This window comes from Brucella sp. (genome assembly GCF_032066345.1).
Lineage (GTDB): Bacteria > Pseudomonadota > Alphaproteobacteria > Rhizobiales > Rhizobiaceae > Brucella > Brucella pseudogrignonensis.
The window spans coordinates 163,603-180,063 of record NZ_DAMBKZ010000001.1 but is presented as its reverse complement, the minus strand read 5'-3'; the positions used below and the strand labels follow the sequence as shown (position 1 = coordinate 180,063).

Sequence of the window (16,461 nt, the reverse complement as noted above, 5' to 3'; positions counted from 1 at the left end):
CGCTTGCTTGAAGAACGTCGTGCTTCCACATAGTTTCCTGTCAACCAGAAGGAACGGAAGCCATGCTCAATTCGGCACTCGATGCAATCGGCAATACACCACTGATCCGCTTGAAAAAGGCTTCTGAAATCACCGGTTGCGAAATCTATGGCAAAGCCGAATTTCTCAATCCCGGACAGTCGGTCAAGGACCGCGCAGCGCTTTACATCATCCGTGATGCCGAAAAACGCGGACTGCTCAAGCCCGGCGGCGTTATCGTTGAAGGTACAGCAGGAAACACCGGCATCGGCCTTACCTTTGTTGCCAAGGCGCTTGGCTATCGCACCGTTATTGTTATTCCGGAAACCCAAAGCCAGGAAAAGAAGGATGCGCTGCGTCTTCTTGGTGCTGAACTGATTGAGGTTCCTGCCGCGCCTTATCGCAATCCGAATAATTATGTGCGTCTTTCCGGGCGTCTGGCCGAGCAACTGGCCAAAAGCGAACCAAACGGCGCAATCTGGGCCAATCAGTTCGATAATGTCGCCAATCGCATCGCGCATATTGAAACCACAGCGCAGGAAATCTGGCGTGATACCAATGGCAAGGTCGATGGTTTCGTCTCGGCTGTAGGTTCAGGTGGCACGCTCGCAGGCACGGCATTTGGCCTCAAGGATAAGAATGCGGATATCAAGATCGCTCTCGCTGATCCGCATGGCGCAGCACTTCATTCCTTCTACACGACAGGCGAGTTGAAATCAGAAGGTGATTCCATCACTGAAGGCATCGGGCAGGGGCGCATCACGGCCAATCTCGAAGGCTTCACACCCGATTTTTCCTACCGTGTTGGCGATGCCGATGCACTCGATATTCTGTTTGATTTGGTTCAGGAGGAAGGACTCTGCTTGGGCGGTTCTTCGGGCATCAATATTGCCGGTGCAATCCGCCTTGCAAAAGATCTCGGGCCGGGCCACACAATCGTGACCGTGCTTTGCGACTATGGTAATCGTTACCAGTCCAAGCTGTTCAATCCTGCTTTCCTGCGCGGCAAAGATTTGCCTGTGCCGGGTTGGTTGGAAACGAAAACTGATGTTCACATACCGTACGAGGGATAATCATGGCATACGAGACTGAAGCTCTGTTCCGCGAAGATGCATATCTTTCAACCGCGGAGGGTTCGGTCATTGCCCTGACAGATACCGGCGGGATTATTCTTAATCAGACAAATTTTTATGCCACTTCCGGCGGTCAGCCGGGAGATACCGGCTTTTTTGAGCGCGCCGATGGCTCTCGTATTGAAATTGCTGCAACCGTTACCGGCGAAAGCAAAAACGAAATCGTCCATGTGCCAGCCGAAGGGCAGGCGCTCCCTGCTATTGGTGAGAAGCTGGTTCTGCATATCAATTGGGAGCGCCGCTACAAGCTGATGCGTATGCATACAGCCTGCCATCTTCTTTCTGTCGCGTGCCCGTTTCCAATCACCGGTGCTGCGGTTGGTGAAGAGGAAAGTCGCGTCGATTTTGATCTTCCAGATGCGAGCTACACTAAGGAATCCGTGACCGAAAAACTCATGGAAATGGTGAAAGCCAATGATCCAGTTACACTTCGCTGGATCAGCGACGAAGAGTTTCTGGCCAATCCGGATATTGTCAAGTCGAAGAACGTGCGCCCACCTGTGGGTGCAGGCCGTCTTCGTCTGGTGGTTATCGGCGAAAATGGTTCGGTGGATTCGCAACCTTGCGGCGGAACACACGTTTCTGAAACGCAGGAAGTGGGTGAAATCCACATCGGCAAAATCGAAAAGAAGGGCAAGGAAAACCGCCGCTTCCGCATTCGATTTGGCAATGCACCATTAGTTTAAGTTCAGGAGCAATCATGTCCGACAAAAGCGCATTTGTTATCTCCCGCGATGATCTGAAAGCTCGTCTGGGCGAGCCGGGTCTCGCAATCGTGGATGCATCCTGGTATTTGCCCGCGGCCGGTCGCAATGGACGCGATGAATATGATGCAGCGCACATTCCGGGCGCAGTCTTCTTTGATCAGGATGTGATTGCAGATAAGGATTCGGGTCTCCCGCATACTTTGCCATCGCCGGAGCTTTTTGCACGCCATGTTGGCGCAATGGGTATTACGGCCAATGAAACCATTGTCGTCTATGATGGCCCCGGCATGTTCTCAGCACCGCGCGTCTGGTGGATGTTCCGCGTGATGGGCGTGAAGAACGTTCTGGTTCTCGATGGCGGTTTTGATGGTTGGAAGGCAGCAAACTTCCCCGTCACGGATGAAGTCACAAAAATTGCTGCAACACTTTTCACGCCTTCATTCAATGCGGCAAAGGTCGTTGATTTTGCCGAAATGAGCAAAATCGTGGATGGACGCAGCTCTCAGATTGCTGATGCTCGTGCAGCTGGCCGTTTCACAGGCCGCGATGCAGAACCGCGTGAAGGTATGCGCTCCGGTCACATGCCGGGCGCTCGCAACGTTCCGGTCGGTTCTCTGTCTGAAAACGGTCAGCTAAAAAGCCTCGACAGCCTTCGCGAAATCTTCGCAAGTGCTGGTGTAGACCTCAATAAACCAGTCGTCACCAGCTGCGGTTCCGGCGTAACCGCTGCCGTTATCACACTGGCATTGACCTCGCTTGGCCATGAAGACAATCGGCTTTATGATGGCTCATGGAGCGAATGGGGCAGCAGGCAGGATACGCCTGTAGTGACCGGCGAAGCAGACTAAGCATGACTGAAAAAATGATGGCCAGAGTGACCCATCTGGAAATGACAGCGCGTCCTGCGCTGTCGGTTCCGGTTCCCTCCAGCCTGCGCCTTGCCATAATGCGCTCGACCGAAATGCCGGTGCATTTCTATCGTTATCTCTATGAACAGGTTGGACGCCAGCATCACTGGATGATGCGTCGCGTGCAGAGCGATGCGGAAGTGGCCGAGGCCATTCACGCTGAAACCGCCGAGATTCACGTTCTCTACGCTGACGGCAACCCGGCTGGCCTTCTCGAACTCGACCTGTCTGCATTGCCTGAAACGGCTGAAATTCTCTATTTCGGCCTGATTCCCGACTATCAGGGCAGGGGATTGGGTAAGTTCTTCCTCAATGAAGCAATTTCCACGGCCTGGTCCCATAGCCCGCAGAAAGTGGCTATCCACACCAACACGCTCGATAGCCCGCGTGCATTACAGCTTTATCAAAGGATGGGATTTGTGCCTGTCGGCTGGTCCGAAGAAGAAGTCACGCCCTGGGACTAAATTATCCGCGCGCGACTTCGCGTCCGTTGGTGATCGAAACGACGGACGCACTCGTAATACGACCGCTTTCTTCATCAAAGACGACGCAGTTTCGACCGCGCTGCTTGGCCATATAAAGGCAACGATCAGCGCGGCTTAACACCTGCGAGTTGGTTTCATTCTTCGGTGCAGATGCCACGCCGATACTGATCGTCAGCGGATATACCTGATATTCAGTAGCGTGGAATGGTGTGTTCTCTACTTCCGCGCGTATTCTCTGTGCGACACGAATACCGGTTTCCCCCGTTGCACCCGGAAGAAAAACGCAGAATTCTTCGCCGCCAATACGCCCCACGAGATCGCCTTTACGCGTCACATTCTGCAGTGCGAAAGCAATCAGCTTGAGTGCGCGATCACCAACGCTATGCCCAAACGTATCATTGATCGCTTTGAAGTGATCAGCGTCAATAACGAGAAGCGTCCCGCTTTCAATACGTGAACGGCTAATCTTCATTGCATCAAACAATGCTTCGCGGTTGAGCAGCCCGGTCATGTGATCGACGCGCGAGCGCGCCTGCAGCTCACTATGCGCTTTTTCAAGCTGCGTATAGGCTTCACCAAGTTTGCTATGCTGCAGAAAAATATAGAGAAGTGAAGGGAAGGCCGTGGCCAATGGGATAGCGGCGCTAAGGCTGATAGCAATAACGCCCGGCTTCGATCCGGAAAAGAATCCGACGGCTAAACTGGAGCCAACGGAAAACAGCACAACAGACAACGTTATCAACGCTGCCTTCCATAAAGCTGCCTTCATGCCGATGAACTCCCCCAAACCCCGATGAAGATGTTTTTAGGTGCCTGTCTCTGAACCCTCTGTGAACAGGCCTGATCGCCGTGGGCCTTATAGGCCGAACATTTTAGCGATTAAAGGCATGTTCCTGCACTTATGCAATTTTTTATATATGCGTGCCATTATTGACACAATCTAAAGTAGTGCAGCCAAAATATATTACTCATAGATTAGCTCTACGACAACTATCTTTAAAAGAAATAACACTCGATGAAATTTTTAACACGTTACTAATTTACAATGTTGGAGATCAACAACGTAAAACAACTGAAGGACGCCTTTTGGGCGTCCTTCAGCTTTGAAACCTAGATATCGCGGGCGATTAGAAGACTGCCAGGTACTTCAGAAGCGATATGATACCGATAATAATGACGATGATCTGGGCAATCTGTTTCACTTTCCCATCAAGCGGCAGCATGTTGATAAGGTAAAGAACGAGGAAGATAACCAGAATTGTTATCAGCAGACTAATGAGGATAGACATAGGCAGTCGGACCCTTCCCGGAACGGCTGTTATTTGTGTCACTCGGCGGCTGTTCCATCGCTGCACCGAATTCAGTCTTCAAAACCTTGGGAAGCACGGCTCGATAAAGCCAGAGACTGTCCCCGATCTCCATCGTTTCTTTGCAGAAATGATGTGCCGGTTAACGTTCCAATGAGAATAAGGTTCCACTTAATTGCAAAGCAAAACGGCGGCTTCCGCCGCCGTTTCATACATCTAATTTCAAGCAAGCCACTATTTCAGCATCGTGCCTGTCTGCTTGCGGCGGCTATGCCAGCTGAATGCTTCTTCCAGCAGGTGAGGGGTGTGACCTCCGCGCTCACAGGCACGTTCATAATAGTCGTTCAACTGATCCCGGTAATCCGGATGCGCGCAATTGTTGATAATCAGGCTTGCGCGCTCACGCGGCGCGAGGCCGCGCAAATCGGCGAGGCCTTGTTCAGTGACCAGAATATCAACATCGTGCTCAGTATGATCAACATGCGTCACCATCGGCACGATTGACGATATGGCACCGTTTTTGGCTTCGGACTTGCTCACGAAGATCGAGATATAGGCGTTGCGCGCAAAATCACCGGAACCGCCAATTCCGTTCATCATATGGGTGCCATCGACATGGGTCGAATTCACGTTGCCGTAAATGTCGAACTCAAGCGCGGTATTGATGCCAATAATGCCCAGGCGGCGAATGACCTCGGGGTGATTGCTGATTTCCTGCGGACGCAGGATCAGCTTGTCACGATAACGGTCGATATTGTTGAAAACGCGCTCGCCGCAGGCAGGACTGAGTGTGATCGACGAGCCGGACGCATAATCAAGTTTGCCCGCATCGAACAGATCGAAGGTGCTGTCCTGCAGCACTTCGCTATACATGCGAAGATTATGGAACGGGCTTTCGGCAAAACCGTTCAGAACTGCATTTGCAATAGTACCAATACCAGCTTGCAGCGGGTTAAGCGTCAGATCGAGACGACCAGCCTCGACCTCATTCAACAGGAACTTGATAAGGTGCGACGCAATCGCAACGGTTTCGCCATCAGCAGGTTCGACCGTTGAGGCGCTGTCGTTCTCATGCGTAATAACAATGCCGGCGATTTTTTCAGGTGGAATCGGAATATAGGGCAGGCCGACACGGCTGTCGGAAGCCGTCACCGGGATTGGATCACGGGAAGGGCGCTTGGTTGGAATATAGATGTCGTGAAGCCCTTCCAGCGCCAATGGCTGGTTCAGGTTGACCTCGACAATGACCTTCTCGGCCAGAATTGCGAAGCTCGCTGAATTTCCAATCGACGTTGTCGGGATAATGCCGCCATTCTCTGTGATGGCCAGCGCTTCGACCACAGCATAATCGATAGGGCCGATCTGATTGGAGCGCAGTTGTTCGACAGTCTCGGACAGGTGCTGATCAATGAACATGACTTCGCCGCGGTTGATCGCTGCACGCAATGTGCGATCCACCTGAAAAGGCATACGGCGCGCCAGAACATGCGCTTCAGTCAGCAGCTTATCGACATCATGGCCAAGGGAGGCACCGGTAATCAGCGTAATCTGAAATGGATCATCGGCAGCGCGTGCGGCCATTGCGAGTGGGACAGCTTTCGCATCACCAGCGCGGGTAAATCCACTCATGCCGACAATCATGCCATCTTTTATCAGGCTTGCAGCTTCTTCCGCAGTGATGATCTTATCACGCAGAGACGTGTTCCTGATACGTGCTTCCAACATGGTATCTACCTTCCTTGCAGACCGGCTTTAGGCCGGAAACAACGCTCTCCAGTACGTGAAGCGCTTAGGCTGACGATCGGAGTCGGCGCATGGAGGTAATAGCCTAAGCAGACAACTATTACACGCATGCTTTGGTCTTAGATTGGGGTCTTACATCGTGATCTTAGATCGACAATCAGCAGCTACATTGAAATGGAGCATCAGGGAAATGATTACAATCAAACGGAAACAGTTCCCATCCCGATAAAAACAGCATAAATGTAGATGTGTTGGCACCGTCCTTCTCACAAAAACACTGAAGCGCATTTCTTTCAGAAGCACCGTCTGGCTGGAGATTGAGCCTTCGCAAACAGAGGTTATGCGATGAACGATATCGCTAATCAGAATGTCGGTTTTGGACGAATTGCGGCTATGATTCCTGTTAAAGACATGGCCCGAGCCTATCATTTTTACGGTGAAATTCTTGGTTTCGAAAAAGTCTTCGAAAACGGAAATCCTGTTGGCTTTATGATCTTGCGAAATGAGAAAGGTGAACTGCATCTTTCACTGCAGAAAGATCACAAAGCTGCAAACTTCAACATTGCACATATGCTGGTCGATAATGTTGATGCTCTGCATACAATCTGCAAACAGAACGGTATGCGGATCATAAAAGGCTTGCAAGACAAGGATTACGGCTTGCGGGCTTTTGTGTTTGAAGATCCGGACGGCAATCGTATCGATGTCGGGCAGAAGATCTAAAGCTTAGGCTGAAACCGGATGAGCACTGTTTCATCCGGTTTCGTTTATGAGCCAGCGTAAACATCGGTTGGCTCTTCAAAAGAGAGCAGGCGTCGCAATCGTCAGTCGGTTACAGCACGCACAACGGACCCAACCTAAACCCAGCACATCGATCGCATAAGATAGATTATGGAACGTAACTCTGTGATTTGGAGCCAGCATACGCCGATATTATCGGCGCTGAGCGATATATAAATGTCCTGGAACTGGCGAACCTTGCTCGCTACGGACGACAATATCCTCACAACGTATGCATTCCATGCCATGCGCAGATAAAAGCGCACGCACATAGGATTGTGCATGGGCAAAGCGCTGATAATCACCCACCATGAAATCACGTCCGGCAAAACGCTCGTCAGGCTGCGTTTCACTGGAGAAGCCGAAATAGCCTCCGGCTTGCAGATGATTGGCTACGCCTGAAAAGAACTCATCCAGCCCGCCCATATAAGGCAGCACGTCGGTCGCGACGATCAGATCCCAATTGTCTTCTTCAGTGGTCTCAAGAAAGCGAACAGCTTCTCCAACGAACAGCGCGTCGTAATCGCCTTTTTCATACGACACTTCGATCATGTTTTCAGAAATGTCGACGCCCGTTTTGTGGTCTGCCATATCGTCCAGCGCATCGGCAGAAAGGCCAGTACCGCAGCCAAGATCAAGCATACGCTCAGCCTGAAACTCTTCGTCCATTTCAAGAAGCATTTCGCGCAGCTGCAATGGCACATCGTAACCAAGCTGATCGACAAGGATCGTGTCAAACATCTCGGCGTGTTGATCAAACAGCGTTGCAACATAAGCGTCTGGCGCTTTTGGCGGCACGTTTCCGCGCCCCATGCTGGCAAGGCGCACCGCAGCGCCACCATGGTCTTCCGGGTCGAGTTCCAGAACGGCCTGATATGCCTTTTCAGCAGCATCCAGATCACCGGCTTTTTCCAGCGCAAGCGCATGGTTATAAGCCTCGGCCAAAGCCTCCTGATCAAATGAATCCGTCTTGCCGGATTTGCCGTTCTGCTTGGACATATCAATTGCCTTTTCTTGAGCCCTTAGTGAACGCGGATAGCCACTAGAAAGCAAATAACTGGGTTAGGGCCGTCTGCTCCATAAAAGGAGAGGGCGAGGCGAAACCACTCGCCTACCCTCCTACCCTCATATGAGGATCACAGCAAGAACCAGTTCTATTCAGCTGCTGCAGTCGCCGTATTTGCAGCAGGCTTATGATCGGCAAGTTTACGCGCAATCACTGCGCAAGCCATCAGCTGGATTTGGTGGAAAAGCATCAGCGGCAACACCACGCTACCGACATTTGCGCCTGCAAATATAGCACTGGCCATCGGCGCACCACTGGCAAGGCTCTTCTTGGAGCCACAGAACATGATCGTGATACGGTCGGCGTGATTAAAGCCCAGCGCCTTGCTGCCATACCAAGTCGCCAGCATGACAATCGCCAGAAGCAGAATATTCACGCCGATCATTACACCGAGATCATTCCAGGAAACTGTATGCCATAGACCTTCGACAATCGCTTCACTGAACGCCAGATAGACAACCATCAGGATCGAGCCCCGATCGACAAATCCGAGCGATTTGTTGTGACGACGCATGAAATTGCCGATCCACGGCTGCAAAATTTGCCCAAGAACAAACGGTGCAAGCAATTGAAGCAGAATAGATTCAAGCGCATCGACAGAAATACCGCCGCCACCTTTCACTGCGAAAAGCAGGCCGACAAGCAATGGCGTTAGGAACATACCGAAAATGTTGGATGCAGAGGCCGAAACAATGGCAGCGGAAACATTACCGCCTGCCATCGAGGTAAAGGCGATTGACGATTGAACCGTAGAAGGCAGAACGCAGAGATAGAGAATGCCGAGATAGAACGGCGATTGTGCCAGTCCCGGAATTGTCCAGCCTGCGGCAAGTCCCAAAATCGGGAACAAGACGAATGTCGAGCATACGACCGCCAAATGCAGTCGCCAGTGCGTAACACCCGCAACAACCGCTTCACGCGACAAACGTGCGCCATGCAGGAAGAACAGAAGTCCAACCGCGATTTTAGTAGCAATCCCGAACCACTCAGCGAAATCGCCCTGCACCGGAAGGAATGACGCAAGCAAAATGGTTGCAATCAACATGCAAGTGAACTTATCGGGCAGAAAACGCATTATCTCGGTAGTCCTTCATTACTTCGGGCCGTAAACCGGCCAGCCATCCCTCCAGTTGTAATAGTCCAATCAGACTTTGGTACAATACTTAAGGATAGGTGGCGCATATAGCCGGTTCACTTTTCCGGGAGAACAGGACTGAAATACAACAGCCCTACTCTGCCGCTTTATTCATATCCGTTTGGATTTTTAGACTGCCAGTTCCACATGTCCTGACACATTTCACGAAGGTCTTTTTCAGCGGTCCAGCCCAGAAAATCACGCGCGAAAGCAGGATCGGCATAGCATTCGGCAATATCACCTGGGCGGCGCGGCGCGATCTCGTATTTGATCTCACGGTTTGACACATGCTCGAAAGCCTTGACCACATCAAGAACGCTGTAGCCCTGCCCTGTACCCAGATTGACTGAAAAGCACTTCGGTTCATCAAGCTTTTTAAGCGCTTTCAGATGCCCGGCTGCAAGATCAACAACATGGATATAATCGCGGACACCTGTGCCATCCGGCGTATCATAATCATTGCCCCAGATGTTGAGCTTCTCGCGACGGCCCGTCGCAACCTGCGCGATGATTGGCATCAGATTGTTTGGGATACCCTTTGGATCTTCCCCAATCAGACCGCTTTCATGTGCGCCAACTGGATTGAAATAGCGCAGGATCGCAATTTTCCAGCTGTTATCGCTGTTATAGAGATCGCGCAGCATATCTTCGATGACGAGCTTCGTGCGTCCATAAGGATTTGTTGCGGACAGTGGCTGGTCTTCGGTGATGGGGAGTTTTTCCGGATCGCCATAAACCGTAGCCGAAGAGCTGAAAACCAGCGTTTTGATGCCTGTAGTTTCCATCGCCTGCAACAAGCGTAGCGTACCTAGCACATTGCAATCATAGTAATGCAGCGGCTTTTCGCTCGACTCACCTACGGCTTTCAGCCCGGCAAAATGAATAACAGCCGTGCATTTGTGACGTGTAATGATCTGTTCCAGCAGGGTACGGTCGCGAATATCACCAGGTTCGCGAATTGGCGCGCGCCCCGTGATCTTTTCCACACGATGGAGAGCTTCCGGATTACTATTATCAAAATTATCGACCACAACCACGTCGTGGCCAGCCTCAATCAGCTGTACGCATGTATGAGAACCGATATATCCGGCACCACCAGTTACAAGAATCGTCATTCTTTAAATACCTGCTTGTTGAACATACTGCCCCAATGTGCGATCCCCCAAAGGCGTTTATTGGCTGACTATGCAAAAACCATAGCGGACTGCAACCCAAACCCTTCGATTCTCGCAGATTGCCTCAACAATGCGACATCAATTTAATGGAGCGAAGATGGAACCCTCCCGCAATATCGACCGTCTTCTCGAAATCATGGTCGCTCTGCGCGATCCTGAAACTGGCTGCCCATGGGATGTCGAGCAGACTTCAAAATCCATCGCACCTTACACGCTGGAGGAAGTCTATGAGGTACTGGATGCCATTGAACGTGACGATGTGGATGATCTGCGCGAAGAGCTTGGCGATCTGTTGCTACAAGTCGTATTTCACGCACGCATGTCGGAAGAACAGGGAAAGTTCGGTTTCGGTGATGTCGTGGAAGCCATCACACACAAAATGATCCGCCGTCATCCGCATGTCTTTGGCGATACTGAGGCCAGAAGCGCTGGCATGGCGAAGGGCTCGTGGAATCGCATCAAGGCGGAAGAGAAGGCCGAGCGTGCAGAACGACGCGCTAAACTTGGTTTGGAAACCGTTGAGAAAACACGTTATCTCGATGATATTCCAAATGCCTTCCCTGCCCTTCTACGCGCGCTGAAACTCCAGCAGAAAGCCGCCAAGGTGGGGTTCGACTGGTCGGAAGCAGCGCCGATTCTCGACAAGATCGCTGAAGAAACTGCCGAACTCAAAGAAGCAATGGCCGCTGAAGACAAAGCTAATATCGCCGAAGAATACGGTGATCTGCTTTTCGCGATGGTCAATCTGGGTCGACATCTGGAAATAGATGCCGAAACAGCCCTGATCGCGGCGAATGACAAATTCAAGCGCCGCTTTGATTTCATTGAGAAATCATTGAAGGATACAGGCAGTAGTCTTGAGGCCGCAGAACTCGACGAGATGGAAAATATCTGGATCGAAGCAAAGAAAAAGGGGCTGTAATCAGCCCTTCAAATCTACAGCATAATTTCTAAAACTTGAATCAGCTTAAAATGAAATTATGCTTTAAAATCAAAATTTTATAGCGGCAATTGCGCGCCCGGAAGGGTGCACGGCGCTCTAATCGTCCCACTTCGGTCGGAACATTTGATAGACGTCCTCGGTCGTCGCATAATCCATATAGCCAAGCCGTGTGACGGGTTTGGCTTTTCTTATGTCAAACAGTCCATCAGTCAGCACGCTTTCATCAATGTGAACGCCGACAACTTCACCGATGACCATATAATTGTCGGTCGGCCTGCCCTCTTTGTCCTGTAGACGTTTGGTCTCGACTGCAACGCATTCGAGTGCTGCATAAGCTTCTTTTACATATGGTGCTGCAATGACCTTGCTGTGGGCAATACCAAGGCCTGCATATTCAAACTCGCTCACACTGCGTGGCGCATTGACCGAAGAAGCATTCATCTTCTCTTTCAGATGGTCACTGACCAGACTGGCGGTAAACTCACCTGTTTCCTCGATGAATGTAACGCTGTCTTTCACACCTGAAGACGAAAACATCACCATAGGTGGCGTATCGCAGATGGCATTGAAAAACGAATACGGAGCCAGATTGACGCTTCCTGATGCCGAACGCGTACCAATCCAGCCAATCGGACGCGGAGCAACAATTGCCTTGAACGGATTGTGAGGCAGTCCGTGACCATCTTCTGGCTTATAAAACATCTTGTTTTCCGTAGTTTATCAGAGAAAACTAACCTAGTTTATTCAGTCCAAGGTCCACTATAGTCGGAAACGATCTTTTCCATATCGGCGCGCGGACGCTCAGGCATCTTGTTTTCTGCTGTCCCGATATGCACGAAACCGGCAACCCGTTCATTCGGAGCAATCCCCAGATGAGCGCGTGCAGGCGCATCGTCGGAATACCAATTGGTGATCCAGTTGGTGGCATAACCAAGCGCATTTGCTGCGGTGCAAAGGTTCATTGCAGCAGCGCCTGCCGACAGAAACTGCTCCCATTCCGGAATGCGCTCGTGAGCGACCGGCGAAGAAACCACACCGATTACCAGTGGTGCGCGCGCAAAACGCGCCCTCTCCTGATCCTTCCGACTGTCCGGCAATGGGCCTTCCCGCTCTTCTGCGCGCTTGGCAAGATATTCACCAACCTTGTGACGAACATCACCACGATAAAGAATGAAACGCCAAGGTGTCAGACGACCATGATCCGGCACGCGTGCTGCCACTTTCAGCAATTCGTCCAGTTCAGCGCCTTCGGGTGCTGGTTCTGAAATAGCCGAAATAGGTGTGGAGCTGCGCTGAGCCAGAAAATCAAACACCGGATGTGTCACGGGAGGAAACCTCATCGCTAAAATCTGCATATGTCATTCCACTTAAAGCATAATGCGACCAGAGTGAAATGGAGATCGCCAAGATTATGCTGGAAATGGAATGTGACTGCTTCTCACCTGTCATTGTTGGCCTGTAAAGCCAAGAATCTGTGACAACGCATGGAGCGCCCATATAAATTGCCATGTCTATGGTCGATTTGGCCTTGAATTCGCCACCCGCTTGGGGTCAAAACATGTCCATGTCAGATACTATGGGTCTGTTTCGAGCAAACAGTGCAAAATCATCGCGCAGCAAGACACTTGCCGCGACCCTTTCTTTTGTCCTGATTGCTTCGTCTGCTTTAGCTCAAGGCCCCGGTGGCCCGGGCGGTCCCGGCGGCGGAATGGGCGGTGGATTTGGCGGCGGTCCGCAGGGAGGTCCCGGCGGCGGCTTCAAATTACCGAATTTCCAGCTTGAGCCACCAGCACCGGCACCAGCTGCCCCACCTGCCATGCAGGCCCCTTCCGGCGGAAATGGATCAGTTCAGACCAACAGCACTAGCGGCTTGCCAAATTTTCCAGAGCCAAAGCTTAATTTGCCAACGCTCAGCCCCTACGCAAGCCCAATAAGCCCTGAAAACAATCCTCTTGTGAAAACAAGCGAACTGGATCTCAAGGCACGTCTCAAACAAGACGGTCCGGATATTTCGACCGGACTTGTCTGGCGCGTCTTCGCACCGGAGGTTGGGGCAGACGGACAACTCGCGCTCATCGCTTCTTCAAAGGGCGGCAGCACAGTTTTCAATCTTCCTGAAGGTAGTTATCTCGTACACGCCGCCTATGGCCGTGCGGGAGCAACCAAGCGCATCACACTGACCAATGCCAGCCGCCATGAAATAATGACGCTCGATGCAGGCGGCATGAAGCTCAGTGCAGTTCTGCCAGATGAAGGCAAAATCAAAAGCGACCTGGTGCGATTCTCGATTTATGCCGACGAAGACAACAATGACCGCTCGCTCATCGTGCCGGATGTAAAACCAGACACGATCATCCGTCTGAACAGCGGCACCTATCATGTCGTTTCCAACTACGGTTCTGCAAATGCCATCATTCGCGCAGATATTCGCGTCGAAGCAGGCAAGCTGACGGAAGCCACCGTTCAGCATCGTGCGGCCGAAGTTGTGCTGAAGCTTGTTCGCGAAAAAGGTGGCGAAGCGCTCGCCGATACCTCTTGGTCAATCTTGAACGCTTCCGGTGACGTCGTTCGCGAAAGCGCCGGCGCCTATTCTTCACTCGTTCTCATCGAGGGGGACTATGTCGCCGTTGCCAAGAACAAGGACCGGATTTATCAGCGTGATTTCAAGGTTTCATCGGGCAAGAATGAAGATGTCGAGGTCGTCACAAGCAAGGAATTCGAAGCATCCGACGACACTGTAGATTGATTTCTCACCCATCTATAGCGCAAGGCTTCGCTACGCCTGTCAAATTCAGCCCGTAAGAATTATCGTTCTGCGTATGGATGCATAAAAAAACCGCGCCTAAGCGCGGTTTTATTTGATTATTTCTTCAGACGAAGAAGATCTGGCGGTGTCGCCTCTTCCGTCAGACGAGCAATAGCTTCGTCCAGCGTCATGGCTTCCTGATCGCGCGATCCGAGACGGCGCATATTGACCGTCTTTTCTTCCGCTTCACGCATACCGCAGACGAGAATGACCGGAACCTTCTGTAACGAATGTTCGCGAACCTTGTAGTTGATCTTCTCGTTACGAACGTCAGTCACGACCTGGAGGCCAGCAGCCTTGAGCTTTGCCGCAACTTCAGCAGCATAGCCATCGGCTTCCGAGGTAATCGTCGCAACGACAACCTGAATCGGTGCAAACCAAAGTGGCATGTGACCGGCGAAGTTTTCGATCAGAATGCCAAGGAAGCGTTCCATCGAACCGCAGATCGCGCGATGGATCATCACCGGCTGCGTCTTTTCCGAATTGCTGTCGATATAGAATGCGCCAAAACGTTCCGGCAGGTTAAAGTCAACCTGTGTCGTTCCGCACTGCCATTCACGGCCGATCGCATCCTTCAACGTGTATTCGAACTTAGGTCCGTAGAAAGCACCTTCGCCCGGCAGAATTCCGGTCTTGATGTCTTCCGACTGTTCCGCGATTTGTTCCAGAACCGTCATCATCACGCTTTCAGCGCGATCCCACAATTCATCCGAACCCACACGCTTTTCAGGGCGTGTCGAAAGCTTGATCGTGATCCCTTTAAAGCCGAAGTCCTTATAGACTGACAGAATGAGATCGTTGATGCGAAGGCATTCGGCAGCCATCTGCTCTTCGGTGCAGAACACATGCGCGTCGTCCTGCGTGAAGCCACGCACACGCATCAGGCCATGCAATGCGCCCGATGGTTCGTAGCGATGCACATTACCAAATTCTGCAAGCTTTATAGGCAGATCGCGGTAAGACTTAAGACCATGCTTAAATATCTGAACGTGACCTGGGCAGTTCATCGGCTTCAACGCGAACACGCGATCATCGTCGGTATCGTCACCGGCAACAGTCACCTTGAACATGTTGTCGCGATACCAGCCCCAGTGACCGGATGTCTCCCAAAGGGACTTGTCCAGAACCTGTGGTGCATTGACTTCCTGATAGCCGTGGCTGTCGAGACGACGACGCATATAGGCGACCAGCGTCTGGAACATGCGCCAGCCTTTGGCGTGCCAGAACACAACGCCCGGACCTTCTTCCTGAAAATGGAACAGGTCCATTTCACGACCCAAACGGCGGTGATCGCGCTTCTCAGCTTCTTCAAGCATATGAAGATAAGCATTGAGATCGGCGTCATTGGCGAATGCCGTACCGTAAATGCGGGTCAGCATCGGGTTGTTGGCATCACCGCGCCAGTAAGCGCCGGCAACCTTCATCAGCTTGAATGAATTGCCGATCTGGCCAGTGGATGCCATATGCGGGCCACGGCAAAGATCGAACCATTCGCCCTGATTGTAGATCTTCAGATCCTGACCTTCAGGGATCGCATCAACAAGTTCGACCTTGTAGCTCTCGCCCTTATCGGCAAAAACCTGCTTGGCCTTCTCGCGCGACCACACCTGCTTGGTGAACGGCTTGTTGCGCTGAATGATTTCGCGCATCTTCTTTTCGATCACCGGCAGATCATCGGGCGTAAAAGGCTCATTACGTGCAAAGTCGTAATAGAAACCGTTCTCGATGACTGGACCGATCGTTACCTGCGTTCCCGGAAAGAGTTCCTGCACAGCTTCAGCGAGAACGTGAGCCGTATCGTGACGGATCAGTTCCAGCGCGCGCGGGTCTTCGCGGGTCAGAATTTCGATTGCACCGGAAGCGCCAAGCGGATCGGAGAGATCGCGCACGGTACCGTCAACGGCGTAAGCCACGGCCTTCTTTGCAAGTGATTTGGAGATTGATTCAGCTAATTCGGCACCGGTTGTTGCGGCATCATATTCGCGCACCGAGCCATCAGGAAACTGCATAGATACATTCGACATCATTTTCTTCCTTATCCAGTCCCGCCAACGATTGCGGGTGGTTTTGCATGAAACGATCCTGCTCAAGCTGTCAGAACCGCCTATATGTTGCTTCCACAACAGGAATTATAGCATTCCAGCAAAAGCGCGAGCGGTTCTGCGTCGGATAATGCGTAAAAACAAACAGTTACAGCGGCTCCAAAGATTCAGTCTTAACTGGACCCGCTGTAACGGTTGGGTATTAATCTTTTT

The 16,461-nt window shown here is 51.6% G+C and carries 16 protein-coding genes; 7 read left to right on the top strand and 9 right to left on the bottom strand.

The genetic code is table 11. The annotated features are described in order from the left end of the window. Positions 1–62 precede the first annotated feature (62 nt). From RT142_RS00945 to RT142_RS00930, 4 genes are read left to right on the top strand one after another with little or no spacing between them, the layout of a single operon-like run. On the top strand, positions 63–1,091 hold the full coding sequence (locus RT142_RS00945; RefSeq protein WP_105518576.1) for a cysteine synthase A: 1,029 nt from the start codon (positions 63–65) through the stop codon (positions 1,089–1,091). Between the two features lie 2 nt (positions 1,092–1,093). Continuing rightward, positions 1,094–1,837 (top strand): alanyl-tRNA editing protein, encoded by a 744-nt coding sequence (locus RT142_RS00940; protein WP_064320629.1) that lies wholly within the window; start codon positions 1,094–1,096, stop codon positions 1,835–1,837. A gap of 14 nt (positions 1,838–1,851) precedes the next feature. Continuing rightward, entirely contained in the window at positions 1,852–2,706 is an 855-nt protein-coding gene (gene sseA, locus RT142_RS00935) for a 3-mercaptopyruvate sulfurtransferase (protein ID WP_313026558.1), read from the top strand. A 2-nt stretch (positions 2,707–2,708) separates the two neighbouring features. After that, positions 2,709–3,230, top strand: coding sequence for a GNAT family N-acetyltransferase (locus tag RT142_RS00930; RefSeq protein ID WP_007875012.1), 522 nt, complete (start codon positions 2,709–2,711; stop codon positions 3,228–3,230). Between the two features lies 1 nt (position 3,231). Here RT142_RS00930 and RT142_RS00925 read toward each other — a convergent pair whose 3' ends face one another. From RT142_RS00925 to RT142_RS00915, 3 genes are all read right to left on the bottom strand, one after another. After that, positions 3,232–4,020: a GGDEF domain-containing protein gene (locus RT142_RS00925; RefSeq protein ID WP_079211913.1), complete on the bottom strand. Its 789-nt coding sequence runs from the start codon at positions 4,018–4,020 to the stop codon at positions 3,232–3,234. 358 nt (positions 4,021–4,378) lie between these two features. Next, a complete protein-coding gene (locus RT142_RS00920; RefSeq protein ID WP_007875014.1) occupies positions 4,379–4,540 on the bottom strand; it encodes a Thivi_2564 family membrane protein in 162 nt (53 codons plus the stop codon). A gap of 252 nt (positions 4,541–4,792) precedes the next feature. Beyond that, complete coding sequence (locus RT142_RS00915) at positions 4,793–6,283, bottom strand: acetyl-CoA hydrolase/transferase family protein (protein WP_313026553.1); 1,491 nt, start codon at positions 6,281–6,283, stop codon at positions 4,793–4,795. Positions 6,284–6,646: 363 nt separating this feature from the next. Here RT142_RS00915 and RT142_RS00910 point away from each other — a divergent pair, with 363 nt between their 5' ends. Next, positions 6,647–7,024, top strand: coding sequence for a glyoxalase superfamily protein (locus RT142_RS00910; protein WP_064320632.1), 378 nt, complete (start codon positions 6,647–6,649; stop codon positions 7,022–7,024). A 210-nt stretch (positions 7,025–7,234) separates the two neighbouring features. On the opposite strand, the gene RT142_RS00905 is transcribed toward RT142_RS00910, so the two are convergent. From RT142_RS00905 to galE, 3 genes are all read right to left on the bottom strand, one after another. Next, positions 7,235–8,080, bottom strand: a complete 846-nt coding sequence (locus RT142_RS00905; protein ID WP_313026551.1) for a class I SAM-dependent methyltransferase — start codon at positions 8,078–8,080, stop codon at positions 7,235–7,237. 155 nt (positions 8,081–8,235) lie between these two features. After that, positions 8,236–9,222, bottom strand: a complete 987-nt coding sequence (locus RT142_RS00900; protein WP_112808802.1) for a bile acid:sodium symporter family protein — start codon at positions 9,220–9,222, stop codon at positions 8,236–8,238. A 167-nt stretch (positions 9,223–9,389) separates the two neighbouring features. Continuing rightward, positions 9,390–10,397: a UDP-glucose 4-epimerase GalE gene (galE, locus tag RT142_RS00895; RefSeq protein WP_313026548.1), complete on the bottom strand. Its 1,008-nt coding sequence runs from the start codon at positions 10,395–10,397 to the stop codon at positions 9,390–9,392. Between the two features lie 157 nt (positions 10,398–10,554). Between galE and mazG the strand changes: the two genes are divergently transcribed. Continuing rightward, positions 10,555–11,379 carry a nucleoside triphosphate pyrophosphohydrolase gene (mazG, locus tag RT142_RS00890; protein ID WP_007875035.1) on the top strand — a complete coding sequence of 275 codons (825 nt, stop codon included), beginning with the start codon at positions 10,555–10,557 and terminating at the stop codon, positions 11,377–11,379. A 117-nt stretch (positions 11,380–11,496) separates the two neighbouring features. On the opposite strand, the gene RT142_RS00885 is transcribed toward mazG, so the two are convergent. Together RT142_RS00885 and RT142_RS00880 are read right to left on the bottom strand one after the other, a co-directional pair. Further along, entirely contained in the window at positions 11,497–12,102 is a 606-nt protein-coding gene (locus tag RT142_RS00885; protein WP_313026545.1) for a flavin reductase family protein, read from the bottom strand. Between the two features lie 38 nt (positions 12,103–12,140). After that, on the bottom strand, positions 12,141–12,725 hold the full coding sequence (locus tag RT142_RS00880; RefSeq protein ID WP_064320635.1) for a nitroreductase: 585 nt from the start codon (positions 12,723–12,725) through the stop codon (positions 12,141–12,143). Positions 12,726–13,216: 491 nt separating this feature from the next. Between RT142_RS00880 and RT142_RS00875 the strand changes: the two genes are divergently transcribed. Then, entirely contained in the window at positions 13,217–14,146 is a 930-nt protein-coding gene (locus RT142_RS00875; RefSeq protein WP_408913754.1) for a hypothetical protein, read from the top strand. Between the two features lie 116 nt (positions 14,147–14,262). Here the strand turns inward: RT142_RS00875 and thrS are convergent, their stop codons facing one another. Beyond that, complete coding sequence (thrS, locus tag RT142_RS00870; protein ID WP_039859776.1) at positions 14,263–16,233, bottom strand: threonine--tRNA ligase; 1,971 nt, start codon at positions 16,231–16,233, stop codon at positions 14,263–14,265. Positions 16,234–16,461: the final 228 nt, after the last annotated feature.

Bases quoted from the DNA above. Each gene is read 5' to 3' on its own strand.
- RT142_RS00945 (WP_105518576.1), top strand. From the start codon at position 63: ATGCTCAATTCGGCACTCGATGCAATCGGCAATACACCACTGATCCGC.
- RT142_RS00940 (WP_064320629.1), top strand. From the start codon at position 1,094: ATGGCATACGAGACTGAAGCTCTGTTCCGCGAAGATGCATATCTTTCA.
- sseA (WP_313026558.1), top strand. From the start codon at position 1,852: ATGTCCGACAAAAGCGCATTTGTTATCTCCCGCGATGATCTGAAAGCT.
- RT142_RS00930 (WP_007875012.1), top strand. From the start codon at position 2,709: ATGACTGAAAAAATGATGGCCAGAGTGACCCATCTGGAAATGACAGCG.
- RT142_RS00925 (WP_079211913.1), bottom strand. From the start codon at position 4,020: ATGAAGGCAGCTTTATGGAAGGCAGCGTTGATAACGTTGTCTGTTGTG.
- RT142_RS00920 (WP_007875014.1), bottom strand. From the start codon at position 4,540: ATGTCTATCCTCATTAGTCTGCTGATAACAATTCTGGTTATCTTCCTC.
- RT142_RS00915 (WP_313026553.1), bottom strand. From the start codon at position 6,283: ATGTTGGAAGCACGTATCAGGAACACGTCTCTGCGTGATAAGATCATC.
- RT142_RS00910 (WP_064320632.1), top strand. From the start codon at position 6,647: ATGAACGATATCGCTAATCAGAATGTCGGTTTTGGACGAATTGCGGCT.
- RT142_RS00905 (WP_313026551.1), bottom strand. From the start codon at position 8,080: ATGTCCAAGCAGAACGGCAAATCCGGCAAGACGGATTCATTTGATCAG.
- RT142_RS00900 (WP_112808802.1), bottom strand. From the start codon at position 9,222: ATGCGTTTTCTGCCCGATAAGTTCACTTGCATGTTGATTGCAACCATT.
- galE (WP_313026548.1), bottom strand. From the start codon at position 10,397: ATGACGATTCTTGTAACTGGTGGTGCCGGATATATCGGTTCTCATACA.
- mazG (WP_007875035.1), top strand. From the start codon at position 10,555: ATGGAACCCTCCCGCAATATCGACCGTCTTCTCGAAATCATGGTCGCT.
- RT142_RS00885 (WP_313026545.1), bottom strand. From the start codon at position 12,102: ATGTTTTATAAGCCAGAAGATGGTCACGGACTGCCTCACAATCCGTTC.
- RT142_RS00875 (WP_408913754.1), top strand. From the start codon at position 13,217: ATGCAGGCCCCTTCCGGCGGAAATGGATCAGTTCAGACCAACAGCACT.
- thrS (WP_039859776.1), bottom strand. From the start codon at position 16,233: ATGATGTCGAATGTATCTATGCAGTTTCCTGATGGCTCGGTGCGCGAA.